The sequence below is a fragment of the Bradyrhizobium sp. RDI18 genome (genome assembly GCF_043203335.1).
In the GTDB taxonomy this organism is placed as follows: domain Bacteria; phylum Pseudomonadota; class Alphaproteobacteria; order Rhizobiales; family Xanthobacteraceae; genus Bradyrhizobium; species Bradyrhizobium retamae.
Genome location: NZ_JBICRN010000008.1, coordinates 3018325 through 3043075, shown reverse-complemented (window position 1 = coordinate 3043075; position 24751 = coordinate 3018325). Strand labels below are relative to the sequence as shown.

Genomic DNA, 24751 nt, shown 5'->3' with positions numbered 1-24751 from the left:
TCGGTGCCGGACTTCTTAAGAATTGGTTGTCCTGCCGCAGCGGCTAAGCCGCGCTAATCTCCGCTGCACTACGGATAGGCACTTTAACGCATGGTTTGCACTTTTGTTGCCAGCATGACGTGCGCGGATCCGCGCCTGCAAGTTGCGTCCACCTAGCCAGGAGATAATCGTGAACAATTGGTCAACAAAGCCTTTCGTTTCCGCCGTGGCAGCCATGCTTGTTTTCGGCGGTAGCGCCAGCGCGGGCGGCGGCGCAAGCAAGGATGAAGCCATTGCCATGGTCAAGCAGGCCGTTACCTTCATCAAGGAGCAGGGACCCGAAAAGGCGTATCCCGAGATCACCAACAAGGCCAGCAAGTTCCGCGACCGCGATCTCTATGTCGTGGTCTATCAGCTCGACGGCAAAGTGCTGGCTCACGGCTCGAACGAGAAGTTCGTCGGCAAGGATCTGATCGACGCCCAGGATGTCGACGGCAAGCTCTACGTCAAGGAACGCGTCGAACTCGCCGCCAAGCAGCCTTCGTTCTGGCAGGATTACAAGTTCGTCAATCCGGTGAGCAAGAAGGTCGAGCCGAAGGAAATGTACTGCGAGAAGCTGGATAATACGGCCGTCTGTGCGGGCGTCTACAAGCTCTGACCCCGATCAAGCGTTTGCGTGGTTGTGCGGTGATCGCCGCGCTGAAGGGGTGACATGCTCGGCTGGATCAAGAACATTGGCCTTTCATGGAAAGTCCAGCTCGCTCCGGCGTTCCTGATCGCCGTCCTGATCGGGCTCGGCGCCTATGCGTTACAAACGCTGCGGTCGAGATCAGGCCGCCGTGGACGCTTTGGTGTCCGGTCCGGTCCGGCAATCGGAGCTGGCCAACGATCTCACCACAACGGTGTGGACGGCGCACGCCAAGCTCTATCGTCTTGCTGCCACGGCAGCCAACGAAAAGGACGAGAAGAAAATTGTGCAGGTCGCCAAGGAAGCTTCCGTGGCGGCCGGCAAGATTTCGGACGCGCTGAAGGCCGTAGAAAGTATCAAGGGCGGGTTCAGTCCGGAAACATTCGAGAAGCTGAAAGCTGCGGTCGCGGGCTATCTCAAGCAATCGAAAAACGCGATCGAGATGGCCGACGGCGACGCCGGTTCGGCGCTGATATTCATCATGGGTGCAGAGCGCAATTTTGCCGTCATTGAAAAGCTGGTCGATGACCTGATCGCCCATAGCAGCGAGAGCAAGGATCGCGAGATTGCCCGTGCCGGGATCAAGCTCGAGCAACAGCAGATGACGCTGACGGCCGCGCTTCTGGTGGTTGCACTTGCCGGTATCCTGGTTTCGTTTTTGATCGGTCGAAGTACGTCCCGTCCCGTCGTGGCGATGTCGAGGGCGATGCGCGAACTTGCCGCTGGGCATTTCGAGGTCCAACTGCCCGGCCTCGAGCGCCGCGATGAAGTCGGCCAGATGGCGCACGCGATCCAGGAATTCAAGGTGCAGGCGATCGCCAAGGCCGAACGCGAGACGGCGGAGCGCGAGGAAAAGAACCGCGAGCTGGCATCGGCCCGCCGTGCTGAGCTTCATAACCTGGCCGAGAGTTTCGAGATCGCGGTCGGCAATATCGTCGAGAACGTTGGCTCAGCCTCGGCCGAATTGGAAAATTCCGCCGCGATCCTGACCAAGAGCAGCGTGGCCACCCAGGAGCTTTCCACCGTGGTCGCCGCGGCTTCCGAGGAGACTTCCAGCAACGTGCAGTCGGTGGCGTCCGCCACCGAGGAAATGGCCAGCTCCGTCAATGAAATCGGCAGGCAGGTTGCGAATTCCAACCGGATCGCCAACGAGGCCGTCGTTCAGGCGCAAAAAGACCGACGCCCGGATCATCGAATTGTCGGAGGCGGCAAACCGCATCGGCGACGTAACCAGGTTGATCACCACGATCGCCGAGCAGACCAATCTACTGGCACTGAACGCGACCATTGAGGCCGCCCGCGCCGGTGACGCCGGCCGCGGCTTTGCGGTGGTTGCCCAGGAGGTCAAGGCGCTCGCCACCCAGACCGCCAAGGCAACCAGCGAAATCTCGACCCAGATCGCCGAGATGCAGTCGGCGACGCAGGAATCGGTGCACGCCATCAAGGAGATCAGCGGCACCATCGGCCGGGTTTCCGAAATCGCCGCGGCGATCGCTGCCGCCATCGAGGAGCAGGGCGCTGCCACCCAGGAAATCGCGCGCAACGTGCAGCAGGCGGCAGTGGGCTCGACCCAGGTCGCGACCAGCATCGCTGACGTCAACCGTGGCGCCGGCCAAATCGGCACGGCGTCGTCACAGGTGCTGGCCAACGCGCAACTGCTCTCCAACGAAAACAAGCGGCTCAAGGCCGAGGTCGGCAAGTTTCTCGCGACCGTGCGGTCGGCTTAACCGAGTGAACGTGGCTTGATGCGGGTCCGCTTTGCAGCGTTTTGCGGACTCAGGTCGGATATCGCCCCAGGTCCGAAAAGTGCCAATTGCGGTCATTCGTGCCCCATGGAAGTGAAACGGCTCACTGAACGTCTAGTCGAGCCGTGCTATGTTTGCCTGCACTGTCTCCGCATGCGAGGCGGCACGGCTCTTGGCGGGTCACCCGCTGAGTTCGCCAAACTGATCTCCGACGAGGTCATGGAGCAGGGTGAATTTGACGGGCCAATATGACACTGGAATGAGCAGTGGGTCGTGCTCCAACCATCGGCCGAGCCACGGCCGCTTCCGGGTTCCGTGTTTGCGCGCGTAGCGGATGGCCCATTGCCCCATGACGAGCAGCATCCGGAGATAGATCTGACTTTAAATCACAATTAAATGTTATTTGACTCTGCGATTATTTAATACCCATTATTTATTGTGGAGCGGAAGGGATGAGCTTTCGGCCCACGTTCAAGCGGATCTCATTGGAGGCAATAATAACTGCAAGCAATACGCATAATAGGAGGCGTCTATGGCCATCCTTTTTGGCGACACAAGTAATTCTTTAAGTGGAAAACAACGCGGCGGGAACCAGACCCTGATAGGTACCGATCCGACGAATGACCTATTCGGCGATGCCGGCCTGAATTTGCTCGATAGGGCACGTGGCGGTGACGACACGCTACTCACCAACGGGTCCGGAAACCTATATGGCGATGCCGGTGAAAATATTTCCGATCGCGCGGTGGGAGGCGATGATGCACTGAGGGCGCAAATCGCTGCTTCATTTTCAGACCCCGTCAATCTGAATATGTATGGCGATGCCGGTGAGAATATTTCCAACCACGCGCTCGGCGGTAGCGACGCACTAAGCGCTGAGATCGGCGGGGGCGTCGTCAATCTGAACATGTATGGCGATGCCGGCGGGAATATTTCCGGTCACGCGGTCAGCGGCAATGACACGTTGAGCATGAACCAAACCGGTATTTCCGCAATCAATCTGAACATGTATGGCGATGCTGGCGGACAAATGCTCGGCCGCGCCGTGGGCGGCAACGACATCTTTACGTCCCGCGACGTTAGGAGTATTTGCTTTTTCTACGGCGACGCCGGCTTAAACATGTCCGGGCGCGTCGCAGGCGGCAGTGATACGTTTTCGATCGACGGTACTGAGACCAACTACACTATCTACGGCGACGCTGGCACCAGCATGAGCGGCCATGCGATCGGCGGCAAAGATACCGTTACGGATGTTAATGGCGTTCAGTGCGATGTTACTTTCTACGGCGATGTCGGCGCCAACATGTCCGATCGTGCCCATGGCGGCAATGATACTTTCCAAGCCGATGCTGACGAGCGCCACAATATTTTCTACGGTGATGCCGGAGGCAATATGGGGGATCGCGCGGTTGGCGGCGACGATACGTTTATAGGGGGCGCCAGCAGTGGTACTGCCGACAATTTAGCCTATGGCGATGCCCTGACCATGTCCGACAAAGCTCAGGGCGGCAATGATACACTCAAAGGGGGTAATCTCGTAATTCCGCTTCCGGCCGGCACATATAGCAACACTCTCGTCGGTGATGCCCAGACAATGTCCGGCAACGCTTGTGGCGGGAATGATAAGCTGATCAGCGGCGCTGGAAACGATGACATGTGGGGTGACGCGCAGGTCATCCTTGGCAACGCTCGAGGTGGCAACGACACGTTCGTTTTCAATTTCAACAACGGCCACGACAAGATCGAGGATTTTGGTCAGGGTGTAGCGGGATCAAATTGGGGCACCGACCACATTGATGTGAGTGCCTTGGGCATCGATGACTTCAGTCAGCTCAGCATCTCTGCCTTTGATCCAACAACCCACGAAAGCACGATCACGTTCAGTTCAGGCAACGATGTAGTCGTTCATAGCCAGGTCGCTCTCACCGAACGTGATTTCCTGTTTGCTTGAACTTGAGCGCGATTGACTTCGGGAAAGCGATTGAATCCGGGTGATATCGCTCCGATCACACTGCCTGGACTGCACCCCTCAAGTGAGACACGATAATCTCGGTGACAGTGCGGTTGCCACGACGGGTTATCGTGCCTTGTTTTGCGCGAACGCGGCTTCGAACTCAAGGGGTGATTGATAGCCGAGCGCCGAGTGCAGGCGTTCCTTGTTGTAGACGTCCGCGATGAAGCTATCGATCCGGCGGCGCGCGTCTCTGATGTCGGAGAACGCCTTGCCGTTTACCTCTTCGGCCTTGAGCGTCTTCATGAAGCTCTCAGCCTTGGCGTTGTCGAACGGGTTGCCCGGCCTGCTCATGCTGATCGTGATGTCACGATCCGCCAATATTTGGCGATAGGCGATCGAGGCGTATTGCACGCCGCGATCGGAGTGGTGGATCAGGCTGCCGCGCTGCGGCTTGCGGGCTTCGATTGCCCTGTCCAATGCCGCGATCGCGAGTGAGGCATCGAGCGTGTTCTCGAAGGCCCAGCCAACCGCCTTGCGCGAGAAGGCGTCGAGGATGACCGCGAGATAGGCGAAGGTCTTGGCGAGATGGACGTAGGTGATGTCCGCGACCCAGATCTGATCAGGAGCGGACGGTACCAGGCCGCGCACGAGATTGGGCACCACGACGATGTCCCTTGGTCGCTGTGCAGGTGGCTTCAGGAATGGCGCCTTGCGCTGTGCGAGAAGATTGTCCTCGCGCATGAGCCTGAGCACTTTCTTGGCATTTACGATCATGCCTTTGCGTTGGATGGTCGCTGTCACGCGCCGGTAGCCGTAGAACGGATGCTTTAGGCAAATGCGTTGGAGCTGGTCGCGCAACTCGCAGTCGGCCGTCTCACGACTGCGTCTGTTGAGATGCCGGTAATAGGTCGCGCGCGGCAGCCCGGCCAAGCTGCAGAGCCGTTGCACGTCGGCGTTGGAATCCGTTGCCTCCGATGTCATGGCTTGGATGACTTCGATGATGCGGATGCGGGTTTGCCTTGCGCTACCGGCCGCTCCAATGCGCGCAAGGCCTGCCGAAAAAAATCGAGATCCATCTGTTGGCGGCCGACCAGCCGTTCGAGTTCGGCGATGCGGGCATTCGCTCGCGCCAGTGCAGACCGCTTGTCGTCATAGGTTGCTGGAGCTTTTAGCTTCCGGGGGCCAGGCTTCGGTCCCGGCTTGCGGTTCAATCCCTCCGGCCCATGCGCCTTCCAAGCCTTGATCCAGTCGTGCAGGATCTTGCGGGATATCCCAAGCTCGCGAGCCACAGGCAGAACGGCTTCGCCTTGCTCGACACGCTTGATCGCCTTCAGTTTGTACGCCGTCGGAAACTGACGGTTCTTCCCTCTTGCTGCCACAGGTCATCCTCGGAATGCCTGTCACCGAGATTATCGTGTCTCACTTGAGGGGTGCAGTCCACCCCTGTTACCGGATTTACGCACGCTGCCCTTGCTGCGCTTAACGCACGCCAAGTTCACGTCTGACTTGTTCGATATCGACGGCTTTGCCTTTGTACGTCAGGGATTTTGAACGCGACAGTCCCGTGATGATGTCTTCCACCATGCCGTCGGCGAAATATTCCTGCTCCGGGTCGCGCTCATGTTCTCAATCGGCAGCACGGCGATGGAGGACATGTCGGGAAGCGCGGGCGGCTGGCTCGACGCGGGAGACACCTTGTCGGGTTAGTCTCGATGTCCGAGTCGGGTCATTTTTGGACCTGAGCGCGATGGCGGATGAAGTCCGCTTTGCCGCGGCCGACCGCCCGCGCGACTACTCACTTCCAAAAAGGGCCAAGAAGAGACCCATGCGAGTGGCATCCTAACTCGCTATCCCACCCGAATTCCGGGGAGCCGGTCGGTCGGCATCCCCCGCGAGTATTTGTCGGGTTCAGCCGGCATATGCCTTGTCGAGGTCGGCGATGACGATTTTTTGCATCTTCAGCATGGCCTGCATGGCGCGATCGGCCTTCTTGCGATCGGGATCGCCGAGGTAACGGCCGAGGACCGTGGGTACAACCTGCCAGAACAGGCCGAATTTGTCCTTGAGCCATCCGCATTTCGATTCCTCGCCGCCGTCGGCGGTCAGCCTATTCCAGAAGTAATCGACCTCTTCCTGGCTCTCGACGCTGATGACGAAGGAAACCGCCTCGTTGAACTTGAATTTTGGGCCGCCATTGAGGGCGTTGAACCTCTGCCCCTCCAGTTCGAACGTCGCCATGAAGTCATTGACGGTTTCGACCTTTGCATTGGGAAACACCGATTTGTAGAAGGCGACAGCCTCGGGGACGTTGTTATCGAACCAGAGGAACGGCGTGATGGAAGTCATTGCGGATGTCCTTGTTGGTTGGTTTCAATGAGCCGGTACCCCTCTTGCGTGGGCTCACCCCGGAGGACGAACGGGGGAGGGGATTCCGACAGGGGGCTGATTTTTTTGTCGGCCGATTTCGCAGCGCGGAGATCGGCGTGTCAGCAGATTCAGTGCCAATCCGGAGCCTTGGCGAACTTTCCGGAGCCGGGGGCGCCTCACACTCTGGCGCAAGCCTGAATTGCCGTCGGCTTAGGTGCCGGTCCGCCGCGGCGGCTCCGACGCGTCGGCGCGCAGGTTGCGGAAGAATTTTTCGACCTCGCGTGACAGCGTTTCGGCCGTGGCCGTCAGCTCGCTGGATGCCGTAAGGACCGAAGTCGCCGCCGTGCTCGTCGTGCCGATGGCGTCACTGAGCGACCCGATATTGACGACCAGCGTTCCGTTGCCCTGCGCCGCCAATTGTGCGTTCGCCGAGATTTCACGGGTCGCCGCATCCTGCTGCTCGATCGCGCTGGCAATGATGGAAGTCACCTCGTTGATGTCGCGCACGGCGGCGCCGATCTCGCGGACCGCCTCGACGGAGGTCTTGGTCGACGTCTGGATCAGGCCGACGTTCTGGCCGATTTCGGCGGTCGCCTTGGCGGTCTGCTCGGCCAGCGCCTTCACCTCGTGGGCGACCACGGCGAAGCCGCGGCCGGCGTCGCCGGCGCGCGCGGCTTCGATCGTTGCGTTGAGCGCGAGAAGGTTGGTTTGCTCGGCGATCGCCTGGATCAGGTTGAGCACGCCGTCGATGCGCTGGGTCGCAGCCGCAAGCCCCTCGATTTCGGAGACCGATTTCTCGGTGCGCTGGCCCGCCTGCTCAACGGCGTTGGCCGACTGGCGCACCTGGCGGCCGATTTCCTCGACGGAAGCGGAAAGCTCTTCGGCAGCGCTCGCGACGGCGGAGACGTTGCTGGAGGCCTGTTCGGTCGCACCGTTGGCGGCCACCGCGCGTCCGCTTGCTTCCGATGAGACGCTGGCGATGGTCTGGGCGGTACCGCGCATCGCGGTCGCATTGTCGGTGACCGCGCGCAGTACGCCGCCGATCGCTTCCCGGAACGCATCGACCGAGGCTTCGATGTGGCGGGTGCGCTCGTCACGCGCCCTGGAATCCTCCAGCACCTGCGAATTGAGGTTGCGGTTGCGATCCATCGCTTCCTGGAAGATCTTGATGGCACGGGCCAGCGCGCCGATTTCGTCGGCGCGTTCAGCATGCGGAACCTCGACGCCTTCGGCGCCGTCGGCAACCTGCTTGATGGTTGCGGTGATGACCGAGAGCGGGCGCGCGATCGAACGGGAAATGATCAGCACGCCGAGGACGACTACCACCAGCGCCAGCACGCCGAGGCAAGTCAGGATAAATGCCATCGTATGATTGGTGTCGGTCTGCTCGGCCAGCCTCCTGCTGCGTTCGGCGTAGACCTTGGAGAGCGCCTCGAGATCCTTGTTCAGCGCGGTGCGCACCTGGCGGTTGGCATCGTTGTCGCCCCATTCACGCCCCGCAGCCCCGTTGATCTCGACGCCGCGACGAACCAGCTCCTTGCGGAAGTCGACGAACTGTTCGATGCGCTTCTTGAAGGTGGCGAACTGTTGGGCGTCGTCGGCCTGGACCAGCGTTTCCCAGTTCTTCACGACATCAAGGATGCGCTCGTTGAACTTGAGCAGCCCGTCGCCGTACTTCTTCACCACGGCGGGTTCCGGCGACATGTAGATGCCGCGGGATTCCATCACGACTGCATAGACCAGCGAATTGATGCGCTCGACATTGAGCGCGGCGCGGCTCGCGATCGAGACCTCTTCGGTGAGGGCCGCATTCTGGCGGGTGTTGTAATCGGACAAGGCCGTGATGGCTGCGACGAGCAACGCGAACAGCGCGAAGATCGAATACAATTTGGCTGCAAGCGAAAATCGGGAAGCCATGGTGTCACCAAAATAAGTAGGGGAAATTCAGCCGTATCGGCACGCCGGATGAGATCCAGTGAATGCCGTCAGCGTAGGCAATGTGCTGAATTTTGGTGGAGAATGTCTTAACGCGCGAAGTTCGTGAAACCGCAACTGACGGCAAATCATCGAGTAACTTCAAACGATTACTCGGATGTCGCGGGATGCCTCGTCGGGAAAATTCGGCAGCTTGGTGCGACTGCAACGGGCCTTGGTATATACGCGCAATTGGAGGTGGCTGGCGCGGCGGAAGATGCCCCGGGCCCCGCAACTGCCCGACAAGACGAGCCGGCCATGACGGCGCAGCCCGCCTGATCCTCCGAAGGACGGTTCGCATTGGCAAGCAGCCGTGGCGCGAATCAAGCTAGTTAGACAGCGAGCACGGCGAAGGTGGCGCCGCGCTGCTTCGATTATGCGTGAGAATTGGGACTCATGACTCAAAGTGCCGCCTTGCCGGGCAATCTCGACCTCTATCTCCACGTGCGCGTGCTGATCGCCCTGATCCTCGGGCTGAGCGTCACGCGTCTGGTCAGTGGCATCGCGGCATTGGTCCAGCACCCCGGTCGCTATCCGATTTGGCCTGTACATCTTGGCTGGGTCGCCTGGGCGCTCCTGAACGTGGTCGCGTTCTGGTGGTGGGAGTTTCGGCTGAGCCACATCCAGCACTGGACGTATGGCCTTTACTTCTTCGTTTGCGTCTACGCATCGATGTACTATTTCCTGAGTGTCCTGCTTTTCCCGCAGGATCTCGATGAATATAAGGGTTACGAGGATTACTTTCTCTCCCGCCGCCGCTGGTTCTTTGGTTTTGCGGCCCTCACGGAAGCCCTCGATGTGGTCGATACCTGGATAAAGGGCGAAGCGCATCTGCGATCGCTGGGACTGGAATATCTCTTCGCCACCAGCGCCTTCATATTGCTGTCCGTGGTAGCCGCGAGAACGCGCAACCCAAAATTCCACATGTTGTTTGCGCTCAGCGCGGTGGCTTATCAAATAAGCTTTTCGATCCGCCATTTTGGTACGCTGGATTAGTCACGGGCGGGGACCCTGATGGCTGGTCCCGTCCACCGCGCACGGCCTCGAGCGGATCGATGCCCGGACGATGCCGACACTCCGCTGATTGCGGCCTGTAGCCTTGGCCGGCCGCCCGGCATAGACTAGCCAGGCAACGGAGTAGGACGGCGCAGGAAGGTCAGCATGGTCTATCGGCAGATCATCGGTGCCACCACCTATGCGTTCGACGGTTTGCGCGAGCTGCTCGCCAAAGCGACGCCGCCGCGATCCGGCGACCGTCTTGCCGGCGTCGCGGCCGATAGCGCGGAACAGATGATCGCAGCGCGAATGGCGCTCGCCGACGTGCCGCTGAAGCAGTTCCTCAACGAGGCTGTCATTCCCTATGAGGATGACGAGGTCACCCGGCTGATCATCGACAGCCACGATGCCCCGGGCTTTGCCGCCATATCGTCGCTGACCGTCGGCGGCTTCCGCGACTGGCTGCTCTCCGATGCCGCAACAAGCGAGTCTTTGGCGAAGGTCTCGCGCGGGATCACGCCGGAAATGGCTGCCGGCGTCTCAAAATTGATGCGCAACCAGGATCTGATCCTGGTCGCCAAGAAATGCGCCGTGACCTCGGCCTTTCGCAACACCATCGGCCTGAAGGGGCGGATGAGCGTACGGCTGCAGCCCAACCATCCCTTCGATGACGCCAAGGGCATTACCGCTTCGATCCTCGACGGCGTCCTCCTGGGATCGGGCGATGCCTGCATCGGCATCAATCCGGCCAGCGACGATCCGGCCGTGATCGGCGAGTTGCTGCGGCTGATCGACGGTATCATCTCGCGGCTGCAGATCCCGACGCAGGGCTGTGTGCTCACGCATGTCACCACGACGCTTGGATTGATCGGGCAGGGCGCGCCGGTCGATCTGGTATTCCAGTCGGTCGCGGGAACGGAGGCTGCCAATCGCAGTTTTGGTGTCGATCTCGCGCTGCTGCGCGAGGCGCGTGAGGCGGGGCTGTCGCTGCGCCGCGGCACGGTCGGCGACAATTTGATGTATTTCGAAACGGGGCAGGGTTCGGCGCTGTCGGCCAACGCCCATCACAATGTCGACCAGCAGACATGCGAGGCGCGGGCTTACGCGGTGGCGCGCGCGTTCGATCCGTTGCTGGTCAACAGCGTCGTCGGTTTCATCGGTCCGGAGTATCTTTACGACGGCAAGGAAATCATCCGCGCCGGCCTCGAGGACCATTTCTGCGGCAAGCTGCTCGGCCTGCCGCTCGGGGTCGACGTCTGCTACACCAACCATGCCGAGGCCGACCAGGACGACATGGACAATCTGCTGACGCTATTGGCCGCCGCCGGCGTCACCTTCATCATGGGCGTGCCGGGCGCCGACGACGTCATGCTGAACTATCAGTCGACCTCGTTTCATGACGCGCTCTACGTCCGGGACCTCTTCGGCTTGAAGCGAGCGCCCGAATTCGACGATTGGCTGGTCCGCTCAGGCCTCGCGGACGGCAATTTCCGGCTTGCCGGCAACGCCGGCCTGCTGCCCGAATTTGCCTCGCGGCTGATCGCCTGAACTCCGGCCTGCAGATTTCCGTGCAACCAATTGAACCCAAAGCGAGTTAGAAGTCACAGTCACAATGTTGAAGAATTTCTGGTCCAACTTTCAATGTCGTGCTTAAATTGATGTCAGCCTTGAGGAAATTTGATGAGAGCTGAGGGCATTGGAACGGTACGGCGTATCCTGTGCGTCTTCCCGCGCTATACGTCTTCTTTCGGCACGTTCGAATACGCCTATCCCCTGACCGCTGGCGTGAAGGCTTTCATGCCGCCACAGGGCCTGCTCCTGATCGCGGCCTATCTCCCGGCAAACTGGCAGGTGCGCTTCATCGACGAGAACATTCGCCCCGCCAGCACGGAAGACTTCGAATGGGCGGAAGCGGTGTTCGTCAGCGGTATGCACATCCAGCGCCAGCAGATGAACGATATCTGCCGCCGCGCGCATGCCTTCGATCTTGCGGTCGCGATCGGCGGCCCGTCGGTGAGCGCGTGCCCGGATTACTATCCCTCGTTCGATTATCTCCATGTCGGCGAACTCGGCGACGCCACCAATGAGCTGATCGCGCGGCTGGCGCGCGACCCTTCGCGTCCCGAGCAGCAGGTGGTGCTGACGACCAGTGAACGCCTGTCGATGACGGAGTTTCCGATTCCGGCCTACGAGCTGGCGGAAGTGAAGAAATATCTCCTTGGCAGCATCCAGTATTCGAGCGGCTGTCCCTATCAGTGTGAGTTCTGCGACATCCCCGGGCTCTATGGCCGCAACCCGCGCCTGAAGACGCCGCAGCAGATCGTTGCCGAACTGGACAGAATGCGCGAATGCGGCATCACCGACACCGTGTATTTCGTCGACGATAATTTCATCGGCAATCGCAAGGCTACCCTCGACCTGCTGCCGCATCTCATCGAATGGCAGAAGAGAACGGGCTACGTCGTGCGGCTGGCTTGCGAGGCGACGCTGAACATCGCCAAGCGGCCCGAGATTCTGGAGAAGATGCGCGAGGCGAGGTTCGTCACCGTGTTCTGCGGCATCGAGACGCCCGATCCCGACGCGCTGCACGCAATGCACAAGGACCACAACATGATGGTCCCGATCCACGAAGGCATCCACACCATCAATTCCTATGGCATGGAGGTCGTCTCCGGCATCATCATGGGTCTCGACACCGACAAGCCGGGCACGGCGGACGCACTGCTCAACTTCGTCGATGAATCGCGGATTCCGCTGCTGACGATCAATCTGCTGCAGGCGCTGCCGAAGACGCCGCTGTGGGACCGGCTGGAGCGCGAAGGCCGGCTCAACGATGACGAGAGCCGCGATTCCAACGTCGAATTCCTGATGCCCTACGACCAGGTCATCAATTCCTGGAAGCGATGCATGGAGGTCGCCTTCCAGCCCGAGAAGCTCTATGCGCGCTACCAGTATCAATGCGACTACACCTACGCCAACCGGATCAAGGTGCCGGTCGCGCCTGAGATGAAGACCTGGCCCAACATCAGGCGCGCGCTGATCATGCTGCGCAACATCTTCTGGCAGGTCGGGGTGCTCAGCGATTACAGGCGCGTATTCTGGAAATTTGCGATCGGGCGACTCAGGCAGGGCGATATCGAGGGGCTGATCGGTTCGGCCACGATCGCGCATCATCTGATCAAGTTCGCGCGCGCGGCGTCCGGCGGCCAGCAGAATGCGTCGAACTATTCGATCCGGCTGCGTGAGGCCTCCGTGCCTGCCGAGTAAAGGCTCATGAAAACGCCGACACCGCCGACCCGCTCGCTCGAAGCCCTGCGGGAGTTGACCCCGGCGCGCGTCGGACTCGGCCGCTCCGGCGCCAGCATGCCGACTGAGGCGCTGCTTGCCTTCGCCCTCGACCACGCACGCGCGCGCGATGCCGTGCATGCCGCATTCGATGCGCAGCAACTCGTTGCGGAATTGGCCGGCCTCGGCCTGCAGGTCAGCGAGGTTTCCAGTCAGGCGCGCAACCGGCGCGACTATCTGCGCCGCCCCGATCTCGGACGCATGCTCGACCCGGATTCGCGGCACGCGCTGGAAAAGCAAGGCGGCGGTGCGAACGGGGTTGTGACCGTGATCGGCGACGGGCTGTCGCCGGCGGCCGTCAATGTCCACGCTGTCGAGCTGGTTCGCCACCTTGCTCCGCGCCTGACGGAGGCCGGGATCCGGTGTGGCCATGTCGTGGTCGCTGCTGGTGCACGCGTGGCGCTGGGCGATGAGATCGGTGCCGTGCTCGGCGCGCAGATGGTGGTGATGCTGATCGGCGAACGGCCCGGCCTGTCGGCTCCCGACAGTCTCGGCGCCTATCTGACCTTTGCGCCGCGCAGCGGCCTCACCGACGAGAAGCGCAATTGCGTATCCAACATCCACGGCGCAGGCCTGAGCTACGATGAGGCCGCCTTCAAGATCGCGTGGTTGGTGCGTGAAGGCATCGTGCGCCGGGTCACCGGCGTGGCGCTGAAGGACGAAAGCGGAACCGCGCTGATAGCCGCCAGTGACGCTGGCAGGTGTGGCAAATCAGAGACTTAACGCGCAATTTCGACATTTGCGTGCCGATTTGCCCTGCCGCGCGCGCTTGCCGGATCAGGTTCGGGCCTGTAAAACGGCGCCGGTTAATTTACCGCGTGATTTCAAGGGCTAGTGCCGATCGGATAGGGGCTGGCAAAGCCGTATTCGCGCCACCAAGCTGCACAAAAAACCAAGCTACACAAACAGGCCGACGTGAGAACTGGACAGGGTATGCTCGACAAGAACTCGGAAAGTCGCGTCCACGTCGCAGCCATAGAGGAGCCGCCGCAGGGCAAGAGCATCGCCTTCGGGCTCGAGCGCATGGGGCTGATCGCGGTCAAGGCGCCGATCCTGTCCATGGTCATTCTCGCGGTGCTGATCGTGGCGGCGATCTTCGGCATCCAGCGCATCAAGATCGACGACTCGCTGAGCCAGTTGTTCCGCTCCGATTCCAAGGACTTCAAGCAATATGAGGCCGTGACCAAGCGCTTTCCGGCGACCGAATTCGACGTGCTGGTCGTGGTCGAGGGCAAGACGCTGCTGGCCCGCGAGAACCTCGAAAAGATCCGCAACATGGTCACCGACCTGCAACTGGTCGAAGGCGTGCGCGGCTTGGTCTCGCTGTTTTCGGCGCGTCAGGCGCCGGAGCCCGGCAAGTTGCCGGCCGCGCTGTTCCCGCCCGAACTGCCGCAGGGCGCCGCCTACGACAAGTTCGTCGAGACCGTCAAAACCAACGAGATCATTCGCGGCAAGCTGTTGTCCGAGGATGGCACGCTGGCGCTGATCGTGCTGTCGCTGGAGCCGAAGGTCGTTTCCTCGAACGAGCTCGGCACGGTGGTCGGCGAAATGCGGAAGATCATGGCCGAGGATCTTTCCGGCAGCGGGCTCAACGCCCAGCTTTCCGGCGTTCCCGTCATGCAGCTCGAGATCCGCAATGCGGTCAAACGCGACGGGCTGACCTACAACATTCTAGGTATCCTGGCCGGCTGCATCATCGCGATCATCTTCTTCCGCAAGATATCTTTCATGGTGGTTGCGGCCTTCCCGCCGATCATCGCGATCCTGCTCGCGCTCGGTGGCCTCGGGTGGGCCGGTTTCAATCTCAACATGTTCCTGAACGTGATGACGCCGCTCATCATGGTGATCAGCTTCTCGGACTCCATGCAGTTGACGTTCGCGGCGCGCGACCGCCTCATTGCCGGCCAGGACAAGCTGAAGGCCTTCACCAACGCCGTGCTGGTAGTCGGCCCGGCCTGCGTGCTGACCCATGGCACCGCCGGCATTTCCTTCATCGCGCTGCAATTCTCCGATTCCGAACTGATCCGCAAATTCGGCGAGGCCGGTCTTGCCGCCACCATCATCGCGCTGGTAGCCGTGCTGTCGCTGGTGCCCGTATTCGGCGTGCTGTTCGTCCGCAACGAGAAGATTTTTGCGGTGAAATTCCAGAGCGCCGACGCTGGCGTGCAGGCGCTGCGCAATTTCTGTTACTGGATTGCGGTGCGCATGGTCAGCCGCCCCGGCATGTTTAGCCTGATCGCGCTGATCTTCGTCGGCGCGCTGGGCTACATCTACGCCACGCTGGAGCCGCGCTACCGGCTCGCCGATCAGGTGCCGGACAAGCGGCAGGCGGTGGCGGCATCGAGCCGGCTCGACGCCAAGCTCACCGGCGCCAATCCGATCGACGTGCTGATCGAGTTCCCCAAGGGCGCCTCGCTCTACGCGCCGGAAACCTTGAAGACGATCGCCGACGTCCACTCGATGGTCGAGAAGTCGGCCGGCGTCGGCAACGTCTGGTCGCTGGAAACGCTGCGCCGCTGGCTCGCGGAGAAGGCCGGCAGCAACGACGTCGCGACGCTGAAGGAATATGTCAGCGTCATCCCGGAACATCTGGTCCGCCGCTTCATCTCGGCCGATCAGGATGCGGTGGTGGTGTCAGGGCGCGTTCCCGATCTCGATTCAAGCGAAATCCTTCCTGTGGTCGACAAGCTCGACAAGGCACTCGACAAGGTGCGCGCCGAACACCCCGGCTATGAGATCGCGGTAACTGGTCTGTCGGCGATTGCGGCGCGCAACAGCGCCAACATGATCGATAAGCTCAACCACGGCCTGACGATTGAATTCCTCATCGTCGCCGTCTTCATCGGGCTCGCGTTCCGCTCGGTCGTGGTGATGTTCTCCTGCATCCTGCCGGGCATCTTCCCGGTGGTGGCATCGGGCACGGTACTGTGGATGTTGGGCGAGGGGCTGCAATTCGCCAGCGTCGTCGCGCTGACGGTATCGTTCGGCCTGGGCCTAAGCGCCACGATCCACTTCCTCAACCGGCTTCGCCTGGAGAGCAAACCGGGCGTCAGTTCGGGACTGGCGGTCGAGCGCGCCACCGTGCTGGTCGGCCCGGCGTTGATCCTGACCACGGTGGTGTTGGCCTGCGGCCTCGTCGTCACCGTGTTCTCCGACTTGCCGTCGCTACGCTTGTTCGGCTGGCTCAGCGCGTTCTCGATGGTCGCAGCACTGGTGGCTGACCTCTTCATCCTGCGGCCGACCTCGATGTTCCTGATCAGCCTGTCGGAAAAGATTTGCGGCGTCAGTCACGTCGAGCCAGCGGAGAACAAGGCTGCCGAATAACGAACGCTGCTGAACAACAGGGGTTGCCGGCCAACGGCAGCCGCAGAGGGGCTAGGAATGACGTCTGCAGGATTAGCCGCTCGTCCTGCGGCCGACGCTGCCGCCTACCGCGCGGTCGAACACATCTATCATTCCTATCTCACCGGGCTGATCCTGATGTTGGCGTCGCGGGCCGGCGCGCCGCGCGCGGCCGAGGTGGTATTTCGCACCTTCCGGCGCCAGCAACTGGCGCGCTTCCTTCCCGGATTGAAGAAGCTCGGCCTCGACCAGCTTCCGCATGCGGTCGCGTGTGCCCAATATCACTATCTGTCGAACCAGGTCGGCGGCGTGAAGGTCGAGTATGTCCGCGAGAGCGACACCAAGGCCTGGGTGCGCTATCCGCCGCCGCGCTGGATCTGGTCCGGCACGGCCATTTGCGGAATCCCCTCGGAAGTGTCGCGGGCGATGTTGCGCGGATGGCATTCCAATAACGGCGTCGCGCTCGGCAATCCCAGACTCGGCTTCGTCTGCACGGGCCAAACCGTCGACGGCCAGCCGGGGCTCGAAGGTTACTACAAGGAATGGGATCACGATCTCGCGCCCGAGCAGCGACTGCAGTTTTCGCCGGGCGAACGCTGTCCGCCGTTCCGTGCCGAGCTCGCGCCGCGCCTGCCGGAGAACACGTGGCCGGAGGAACGGCTGCAGAAGGTGCTTCGCAATTATGCGATGGAGTACATCACCTCGATCGTTCCGGAGACGATTGCCGTGCTCGGACCGGAGGAGGGCGGCCATCTCGCCGGCGCCGCTGCGCGGCTCGTCGGGATGCACACCTTCGACGACGTCGCTGCGCTGTTGGGTGGCGTGGAGGCGGGGGCGGTGGGTTTCGCCAAGGCCTTCGCCCGGCTTGCGCGGGGGCAGGACGACGATGCAGAACTGCAAGTCGAAGGCTCGGGCGCAACCGTGCGCCAGACTTCGTGGCGCCTGATGGCGGAACGTGAAGCGCTGTCGCCTCAAGTGTTCGATGCCTGGAACGAATTGTGGGTGGGCGCCGCGCTCGCGCATGATCGCTTCATGCGCGTCGAGGTGACGCAACGCCGCGACCGCGGCGAAGCGTATTGGGCGTGGCAATTCCGCTGAGCTGCCAAAAATAAAAATGGCGGCACCCAGAGGGGAGCCGCCATTGGCGCTACTGCTTTGAAGAACCGTATCAGGTCCTGGTCATCGTGATCTTGACGCCGCGGATCTCGCCCTTGGAGTCGATCTGCACGCTCTGCTTGTTGCCGGTGGTGCGCAGATTCAGGTTGGCTGCAAATCCCGATGCTTCCACAAACACGTCGATCTGGCCGCCACCGGCGGTGCCCTGCAGATTGCCGAAGATGTTTCGGCTCTTTTCGCTCCAGTTGCCCGAAATGCGTTCACCCTGGCTGGTGACATCGCTCGATAGATCGAACTTGTAGCTGTCGCTGGCGCAGTGCAGGTTTTGCTTCAGGCCAAGCCCGCTGGCGTTGACCTTGTAGTCGGCCTTGCAGCGGATGTTCTCGGTGGTGCCGTTGGAGAGCGCGACCGTGCCTGTGCCGCTCCAGTTTCCATCAAAGCCGGCAAACGGGCCGCCCGCTTGCGCATGGCTTTGAGCAACCGACAACATCAGCGCGGCGCCGACGCCGGCCGCTGCAAGAGCCTGACAGAGCAAGCTGGAACCAAACGGTTTCATCGTGAGTCATCCCCTCAAATAGACGTTCTTCGTAAAGATAGGTCTCGCCGCATCGAAGATTTAGTGTTCCCGCAGTATGTTAGGTTCAAATGACCGAATGCTGTTTCCGACGGTCGCGGCAGGAAGAAACGCCGCAAGCGACCGAAAGGAATCAAAGCGTTGCATCAGCTCCGTCGGCGCAGCATCTAGCTTCGCCCAAGACCGTCTGCAAGAACCAATTTCCGAGAAAGTGTGGCAGAAATACACGTTAGATATCAGCCGGTTATTTACCGTGCTGAAATCGCCGTAAATTTAGCCGTATTTACCCTGCTTGTCCTGTGCACGTTGCTGCGTTACGCGACACCTGCCGTCCAAACAAATCCGCCCCGGCGATGCCGAAACGCAATCGGGAACGGGATTTCATGCTGCCGAAATGAAGGAATACGATGCGTAAATCTCTCCTGGCCCTCACCTTGTTGTCGATGTCGGTCTCGTCGAATGTCGCCTTCGCCCAGCAAGCGCAGCGCAGCGGAACGGAGGAGGAGCAGAAGGCCTGTACGCGCGACGTGCAGAAATTCTGCCGCCCGGTCATCGATCAGGGCGATCTCACGATCCTGGCGTGCCTCAAGGAAAATCGGCCCAAGATCAGCGCGGCCTGCAACCAGGTTCTCAAGAACAACGGCCAATAAGGCGCACCGCGTCCGTTAATCCTCGCGGAAACAGCCATTTTCGGCTCTATGACGCGCGTCACGGGCGGGGTTGATAAGCCCATATAGCATTGGTTTTGGTGGCGTATTCCCCTATATGGGGCTCGCGATCTCCTCGCATGCGCCGAGCGTCGGCGCATGCTGCCAATCCCGATTGATGTAGCCAGTTTTTGATGACCACCGCGAGCGACCTGCGATCCGGAAAGACCGACCGCGACGAGAATTTTCCGGTCGCGTCGTGGATCATTCATCCGCGTCACCGGGCGCTGATCCTCGCATTCTACAACTTCGTCAGGACTGCCGACGACATCGCCGACCACGCGACCCTTAGCGCGGAAGAAAAGCTGAGCTATCTCGACCTGCTCGAGGCCGAGCTGCTTGGCAAGGGCGACACGCAAGCCGAGGCCGTTAATCTGCGCCGTGCCTTGGCCGAGCGCGCGATGGCGCCGCGCCACGCGCTCGACGTGCTGGTCGCGTTCCGGATGGACGTCACCAAGCTGCGCTACGAAAACTGGGACGACGTCATTCATTATTGCCGCTATTCGGCCATGCCGGTCGGCCGTTTCATGCTCGACGTTCATGGCGAGAGCACCTCGACCTGGGCCGCTTCCGACGCGCTGTGCGCGGGCCTGCAGATCAACAACCATTTGCAGGACTGCGGCAAGGACTACAAAAACCTCAACCGCGTCTACCTGCCGCGTGACGCGCTGGCAGCAAGCGGCGCCACCGTCGAGATGCTGGGCGAGGCGAAGTCGCACCCGGCGCTGTTGCAATGTCTCCATGCGCTCGCGGTGCGGACTGAAACTCTTCTCAATGAAAGCAAGTCGTTGAGTGCCACGGTAAAGGATTTCCGGCTCGGACTCGATATTGCAGTGATCCAGGCATTTGCGGACAAGATCGTCGGCATGCTGAAAGTGCGCGATCCGCTCAGCGAGCGCGTGCATCTGAGCAAGCTGGAGCTGCTGGGCCATACCATCGGCGGCATCGCCGGCGAGATCACTCGCCGCGCGACCGGACGCCGCCCCCAGGCAAATCCGGCGGCCGGCGCATGACGTTGCATCCGGCGGCGGCCAACGCAAATTACGGTGCCACCGCATCCGGCAGCTCGTTCTATGCTGCGATGCGCATCCTGCCGCGCGACCAGCGCGAGGCGATGTTCCAGATCTACAGCTTCTGCCGCCAGGTCGACGACATCGCCGATTCCGACGGCCCGCGGCCCGAGCGGCTGGCTGCGCTCCAGCAATGGCGCGACGATATCGATGCGCTGTACCAGGGTCACCCACCGCCGCGTCTGCAGGACTACGCCGCGTCGGTCAAAACCTTCGGTCTCAAGCGCGAGGATTTTCTCGCCGTCGTCGACGGCATGGAGATGGACGTGCCGCAAGACATCCGGGCGCCGGATCTTGCCACCCTCGATCTCTATTGCGACCGCGTCGCTAGCGCCGTCGGGCGACTGTCGGTGCGCGTGTTCGGCCTGCCTGAGGAAGACGGCATCCTGCTCGCCCACCACCTCGGGCGCGCGCTGCAATTGACCAATATCCTGCGCGACATCGATGAAGACGCCGGCCTCGGTCGGCTCTATCTGCCTCGCGAAGGCCTGCTGCTTGCCGGCATCACGACCGACGATCCGCAGCGGGTGATCGTCGATCGCGCATTGCCGAAAGTATGTCTGGCGCTGGCCGAGCGCGCGAAAAAGCATTTCGAGAAAGCCGACGAAATCATGAAACGCAATTCGCGGCGCGTGGTGCGCGCGCCGCGGATCATGTCGAAATATTACCGTGCGATTCTGGACTTGCTGCTGGCCCGGGGCTTTGCCGCTCCGCGCGAGCCGGTCCGCGTCCACAAATGGGCGAAAATCGCGATCCTTCTCCGATACGCGATCATCTGATGCAGAAAAACGTTCATATCATCGGCGCCGGCATTTCCGGCCTTTCAGCGGCCGTGCGGCTCGCCAACGCCAATTACCGGGTGCATGTCCACGAGGCCACGCAGCAGGCCGGCGGTCGTTGCCGGTCCTATTTCGATGCGGCCACCAACCTCACCATCGACAACGGCAATCATTTGCTGTTGTCCGGCAACCGTCATGCGCTGGCCTACGCCAAATCGATCGGCACCGAAACGGGGCTGGTCGGGCCAAAGGCTGCGCAGTTTCCCTTTATCGACATCTCAACCGGCCAGCGCTGGCAACTCGACCTTGGCGACGGCAAGTTGCCGTTGTGGGTGTTCGACGAGGCTCGCCGCGTCCCCGATACCAAGCTGTTCGATTACCTCGCATTGATGCCGCTGATCTGGGCAGGGACCGATAAACCGGTCGGCAATGCGATCTCCTGCAAGGGCACGCTGTACCAGCGGCTGGTGCAGCCGCTGCTGTTGGCGGCGCTCAATGTCGATCCGCCGGAGGGTTCGGCGGGTTTGGCCGGCGCGATCGTGCGGGAAACGCTGCTGGCGGGCGGGCAGGCCTGCCGGCCGCTGATCGCACGCGACGGCCTCAGCGCTGTGCTGGTCGAGCCGGCGATCAAGCTTTTGCAGGACAAGGGCGCGTCGATCCAACTCGGCCATGAGTTGCGCGAACTCGTGAGGAAGGGCAGCGATGTCGGCGAGCTGAAATTCGTTGGCGACACCATCGCGCTCGGCCCCGACGACGTCGTGGTACTCGCAGTGCCGCCGCGGCCTGCGGCGGCGCTGCTGCCGGGATTGAAGACGCCGTCGAAATTCCGCGCCATCGTCAACGCGCATTTCCGCTTCGATCCGCCCAAGGATGCGCCGCCGATTCTCGGCGTCGTCGGCGGGCTGGTGGAGTGGCTGTTCGCATTCCCGCAGCGGCTGTCGGTCACCATCAGCAATGGCGACCGGCTCGTCGACATGCCGCGCGAGGAACTCGCGCTGGCGATTTGGCGGGATGTCTGCAAAGCCGCCGGCCTGTCGGGCGAAACTCCATTGCCGCCCTGGCAGATCGTGCGCGAACGCCGTGCGACTTTTGAGGCTACGCCGGAGCAGAATGCGCTGCGGCCGGGGACGATGACGTCCTTCAAAAACCTGTTTCTCGCCGGCGACTGGACTGATACCGGATTACCGGCAACCATCGAGGGATCGGTGCGGTCAGGCGATCGCGCCGCCGATCTGGTCCTGGCGAGGCGTTAAGCCTGAGGACGAGTTGCGTGACCGGCTTCACAGAGCCCGTCGCGAATATAGGGATGTATAGCGAGATGCTTGCCATCGACAAAACACACACCGTCGACCCCGTTGCCCTGGAGAAGAGCATCGCTTCCGCGACCGAAGCGCTGTTCGGTTACCGCCAATCCGACGGACACTGGGTATTCGAGCTGGAAGCCGACAGCACCATCCCTGCCGAATACATCCTGCTGCGCCACTATCTCGCCGAGCCCATCGACAATGAGCTCGAAGCCAAGATCGCGAACTATCTACGTCGCACCCAAGGCAGTCATGGCGGCTGGCCGCTGGTGCAGGATGGCCCGTTCGACATGAGCGCCAGCGTCAAATCCTATTTCGCGCTGAAGATGATTGGCGATTCTGTCGATGCGCCGCATATGGTGCGCGCGCGCGAAGCGATCCACGCTCACGGCGGTGCTGCCCGCGTCAACGTTTTCACGCGGTTTCTGCTGGCGTTCTACGGTGTACTGACTTGGCGCGCGGTGCCGGTGCTGCCGGTCGAGATCATGCTGTTGCCGACGTGGTCGCCGTTCCATCTCAACAAGATCTCCTATTGGGCGCGCACCACGATCGTGCCGCTGATGGTGATGGCGGCGTTGAAGCCGCTGGCGAAGAATCCCAAGGGCGTCGGCATCGACGAGTTGTTCCTGCAGGATCCCAAGTCGGTCGGGATGAACACAAAGGCGCCGCATCAAAGCTGGGGCTGGTTCACGCTCTTCAGCACGCTGGACAAGATCCTGCGCGTGGTCGAACCGTTGTTTCCGAAAAAAGCTGCGTCAGCGCGCGATCGACGCCGCGCTCGCGTTTACCGAGGAGCGGCTCAACGGCGAAGACGGCATGGGTGCGATCTATCCGCCGATGGCCAATATCGTGATGATGTACGACGCGCTCGGCAAGGGACCGGATTATCCGCCGCGTGCGGTCACCCGCAAGGGCATCGACAACCTGCTCGTGATCGGCGAGCACGAAGCCTATTGCCAGCCCTGCGTCTCCCCGGTGTGGGACACCGCGCTGACCTGCCACGCGCTTGCCGAGGCCGGCGGCGAGGACACGCTCAAGAAGATGAAGCAGGGTCTCGACTGGCTGAAGCCGCGGCAGGTGCTCGACCTCAAGGGCGACTGGGCGGCGAAGGCGCCCGACGTTCGTCCGGGCGGCTGGGCATTCCAGTACAACAACGACTATTATCCCGATCTCGACGACACCGCCGTGGTCGTGATGGCGATGGACCGTGCGCGCCGGCAGACCGGCAGCAAGGAATACGATCAGGCGATTGCGCGCGGCCGCGAGTGGATCGAGGGCCTGCAGAGCAGTGATGGCGGTTGGGCCGCCTTCGACGTCAACAACCTTGAATATTACCTCAACAACATCCCGTTCTCCGATCACGGCGCGCTGCTCGATCCGCCGACCGAGGACGTCACCGCGCGCTGCATTTCGATGCTGGCCCAGCTCGGCGAGACCGCGCAGACCAGCAAAGTGGTCGCGGACGGCATTGCCTATTTGCGCCGCACCCAGCTCGCGGAGGGCTCCTGGTACGGCCGCTGGGGGCTGAACTACATCTACGGAACCTGGTCGGTGCTGTGTGCGCTCAATGCCGCCGGCGTGGACCACCAGGATCCCTTGATTCGGAAGGCGGCGGACTGGCTGGTTTCGATCCAGAACCGCGATGGCGGCTGGGGCGAGGATGCGGTCAGCTACCGACTCGATTACAAGGGATATGAGCAGGCGCCGTCGACCTCCTCGCAAACGGCATGGGCCTTGCTTGGTCTGATGGCGGCCGGCGAGGTGGAGCATCCGGCTGTCGTGCGGGGCGTGGAGTACCTAAAAGCCACACAGACCGAGAAAGGACTGTGGGATGAGGCACGTTACACGGCTACAGGCTTTCCGCGGGTGTTTTACTTGCGGTATCATGGCTACTCGAAGTTCTTTCCGCTCTGGGCGCTGGCGCGGTATCGGAATTTGAGAAGCACCAACAGCAGGGTGGTAGGGGTCGGGATGTGACTTTGGAGGCGGGGGCCGCCGCGATCGTGGACAATTCGGTTGATCGCAATTCGAATGATCCGCGACCGGTTTTGATCGTTACAGGATTGGTGCAGGAAGCCCGTATCGCGGCCGGGCCCGGCATGATCGTTATCTGTAGTTCCAGCGATCCGCAGCAATTGCGCGCACTGCTGGCAACACTGGATCCTACTACTTTTAGGGGTGTAATCTCGTTCGGCGTCGCCGGCGGGCTCGATCCGTCGCTGAAATCAGGCGATGTGGTGGTGGCGACCGAGGTTCTGGCCGGCGATACCCGGTTTCTGGCAGGCTTGGCGCTGAACGAGGAAATGATTACCCGCGCGGCGCTGCGCCGCCGCCGCGTGGTCCGTGGCATTCTTTCGGGTGTGGAACAGGTGATCGCGGCGACCGCCTGCAAGGCCGCGCTGCATTCGGAGACCGGGGCGGCGGCGGTCGATATGGAAAGCCACATCGCGGCGGCCTATGCAGCCGAGGCGGGGCTTCCGTTCGCGGCGCTGCGGGTGATCTCCGATCCGGCCACCAGGGCGCTTCCGGCGCTCGCCAAGAGCGCCATCAAGCCGAACGGCGACATCGACCTCGGCAAGGTGCTGCGTGGGGTGGTGCGCAATCCCGCCACGCTGCGTGCGCTGGTCTCGACGGGGCTCGATTTCAACCGCGCGCTGCGCTCGCTGCGCGGCTGCCGTGGCTTCCTGCACGGCGAGAGCTTTGCCATGGCGGAGGCCTGAGGGCGCGGGGCGGCAGCTTCAGAATTTTCGAAAGCGTCAGACAAATAGAAAAAGGGCTCCGATCGCTGAGAACCGGAGCCCTTTAATCTTG

The 24751-nt window shown here is 61.6% G+C and carries 18 protein-coding genes and 3 pseudogenes; 15 read left to right on the top strand and 6 right to left on the bottom strand.

The features are described from left to right. Positions 1 to 214 precede the first annotated feature (214 nt). From ACFXS9_RS23810 to ACFXS9_RS23800, 3 genes and pseudogenes are all read left to right on the top strand, one after another. The gene (locus ACFXS9_RS23810) at positions 215 to 637 is read left to right on the top strand and encodes a cache domain-containing protein (RefSeq protein WP_392699979.1); all 423 of its coding nucleotides are present in this window, start codon (positions 215 to 217) and stop codon (positions 635 to 637) included. Between the two features lie 54 nt (positions 638 to 691). Continuing rightward, a pseudogene (locus ACFXS9_RS23805) lies at positions 692 to 2394 on the top strand (methyl-accepting chemotaxis protein). Between the two features lie 550 nt (positions 2395 to 2944). After that, entirely contained in the window at positions 2945 to 4363 is a 1419-nt protein-coding gene (locus tag ACFXS9_RS23800) for a calcium-binding protein (protein ID WP_392692596.1), read from the top strand. Between the two features lie 126 nt (positions 4364 to 4489). Here the strand turns inward: ACFXS9_RS23800 and ACFXS9_RS23795 are convergent, their stop codons facing one another. The 5 genes and pseudogenes from ACFXS9_RS23795 to ACFXS9_RS23775 all read right to left on the bottom strand — a co-directional run bounded on the left by ACFXS9_RS23795 (position 4490) and on the right by ACFXS9_RS23775 (position 8650). Next, positions 4490 to 5347 (bottom strand): IS3 family transposase, encoded by an 858-nt coding sequence (locus tag ACFXS9_RS23795; RefSeq protein WP_392692593.1) that lies wholly within the window; start codon positions 5345 to 5347, stop codon positions 4490 to 4492. Then, positions 5344 to 5745 carry a transposase gene (locus tag ACFXS9_RS23790; RefSeq protein ID WP_392691178.1) on the bottom strand — a complete coding sequence of 134 codons (402 nt, stop codon included), beginning with the start codon at positions 5743 to 5745 and terminating at the stop codon, positions 5344 to 5346. Before ACFXS9_RS23790 ends, ACFXS9_RS23795 begins: the two co-directional genes overlap by 4 nt. A gap of 63 nt (positions 5746 to 5808) precedes the next feature. Then, positions 5809 to 6048 (bottom strand): annotated as a pseudogene (locus ACFXS9_RS23785) (adenylate cyclase 3); the annotation flags it as partial. 226 nt (positions 6049 to 6274) lie between these two features. Then, positions 6275 to 6712: a VOC family protein gene (locus tag ACFXS9_RS23780; protein WP_392692590.1), complete on the bottom strand. Its 438-nt coding sequence runs from the start codon at positions 6710 to 6712 to the stop codon at positions 6275 to 6277. A 231-nt stretch (positions 6713 to 6943) separates the two neighbouring features. After that, the gene (locus ACFXS9_RS23775; protein ID WP_392692588.1) at positions 6944 to 8650 is read right to left on the bottom strand and encodes a methyl-accepting chemotaxis protein; all 1707 of its coding nucleotides are present in this window, start codon (positions 8648 to 8650) and stop codon (positions 6944 to 6946) included. Between the two features lie 471 nt (positions 8651 to 9121). Here ACFXS9_RS23775 and ACFXS9_RS23770 point away from each other — a divergent pair, with 471 nt between their 5' ends. The 6 genes from ACFXS9_RS23770 to ACFXS9_RS23745 all read left to right on the top strand — a co-directional run bounded on the left by ACFXS9_RS23770 (position 9122) and on the right by ACFXS9_RS23745 (position 17488). Next, positions 9122 to 9703 carry a hypothetical protein gene (locus ACFXS9_RS23770; protein ID WP_392692585.1) on the top strand — a complete coding sequence of 194 codons (582 nt, stop codon included), beginning with the start codon at positions 9122 to 9124 and terminating at the stop codon, positions 9701 to 9703. Between the two features lie 165 nt (positions 9704 to 9868). Further along, positions 9869 to 11251 (top strand): ethanolamine ammonia-lyase subunit EutB, encoded by a 1383-nt coding sequence (locus ACFXS9_RS23765; RefSeq protein WP_392692582.1) that lies wholly within the window; start codon positions 9869 to 9871, stop codon positions 11249 to 11251. 132 nt (positions 11252 to 11383) lie between these two features. Beyond that, the gene (locus ACFXS9_RS23760) at positions 11384 to 12970 is read left to right on the top strand and encodes a B12-binding domain-containing radical SAM protein (RefSeq protein ID WP_392692579.1); all 1587 of its coding nucleotides are present in this window, start codon (positions 11384 to 11386) and stop codon (positions 12968 to 12970) included. A gap of 6 nt (positions 12971 to 12976) precedes the next feature. Next, positions 12977 to 13771, top strand: coding sequence for an ethanolamine ammonia-lyase subunit EutC (eutC, locus tag ACFXS9_RS23755; protein WP_392692577.1), 795 nt, complete (start codon positions 12977 to 12979; stop codon positions 13769 to 13771). A gap of 210 nt (positions 13772 to 13981) precedes the next feature. Beyond that, positions 13982 to 16372, top strand: coding sequence for an RND family transporter (locus ACFXS9_RS23750; RefSeq protein ID WP_392692574.1), 2391 nt, complete (start codon positions 13982 to 13984; stop codon positions 16370 to 16372). 57 nt (positions 16373 to 16429) lie between these two features. Beyond that, positions 16430 to 17488, top strand: a complete 1059-nt coding sequence (locus tag ACFXS9_RS23745) for a hypothetical protein (RefSeq protein ID WP_392692572.1) — start codon at positions 16430 to 16432, stop codon at positions 17486 to 17488. A gap of 70 nt (positions 17489 to 17558) precedes the next feature. Here ACFXS9_RS23745 and ACFXS9_RS23740 read toward each other — a convergent pair whose 3' ends face one another. Continuing rightward, the gene (locus ACFXS9_RS23740; protein ID WP_392692569.1) at positions 17559 to 18062 is read right to left on the bottom strand and encodes a hypothetical protein; all 504 of its coding nucleotides are present in this window, start codon (positions 18060 to 18062) and stop codon (positions 17559 to 17561) included. Positions 18063 to 18487: 425 nt separating this feature from the next. Between ACFXS9_RS23740 and ACFXS9_RS23735 the strand changes: the two genes are divergently transcribed. The 6 genes and pseudogenes from ACFXS9_RS23735 (at position 18488) to ACFXS9_RS23710 (ending at position 24660) form a co-directional block, all read left to right on the top strand. Beyond that, on the top strand, positions 18488 to 18730 hold the full coding sequence (locus ACFXS9_RS23735; protein WP_392692567.1) for a hypothetical protein: 243 nt from the start codon (positions 18488 to 18490) through the stop codon (positions 18728 to 18730). A gap of 191 nt (positions 18731 to 18921) precedes the next feature. Further along, positions 18922 to 19800, top strand: coding sequence for a squalene synthase HpnC (hpnC, locus tag ACFXS9_RS23730; protein ID WP_392692564.1), 879 nt, complete (start codon positions 18922 to 18924; stop codon positions 19798 to 19800). Then, complete coding sequence (gene hpnD / locus ACFXS9_RS23725) at positions 19797 to 20636, top strand: presqualene diphosphate synthase HpnD (protein WP_392692561.1); 840 nt, start codon at positions 19797 to 19799, stop codon at positions 20634 to 20636. Before hpnC ends, hpnD begins: the two co-directional genes overlap by 4 nt. Then, positions 20636 to 21889, top strand: a complete 1254-nt coding sequence (gene hpnE, locus ACFXS9_RS23720) for a hydroxysqualene dehydroxylase HpnE (RefSeq protein WP_392692558.1) — start codon at positions 20636 to 20638, stop codon at positions 21887 to 21889. Before hpnD ends, hpnE begins: the two co-directional genes overlap by 1 nt. A gap of 65 nt (positions 21890 to 21954) precedes the next feature. Next, positions 21955 to 23917: pseudogene (gene shc, locus ACFXS9_RS23715) on the top strand (squalene--hopene cyclase). Continuing rightward, complete coding sequence (locus ACFXS9_RS23710) at positions 23914 to 24660, top strand: phosphorylase (RefSeq protein ID WP_392692555.1); 747 nt, start codon at positions 23914 to 23916, stop codon at positions 24658 to 24660. The pseudogene shc and the gene ACFXS9_RS23710 overlap by 4 nt, the downstream one beginning before the upstream one ends. Positions 24661 to 24751 lie beyond the last annotated feature (91 nt).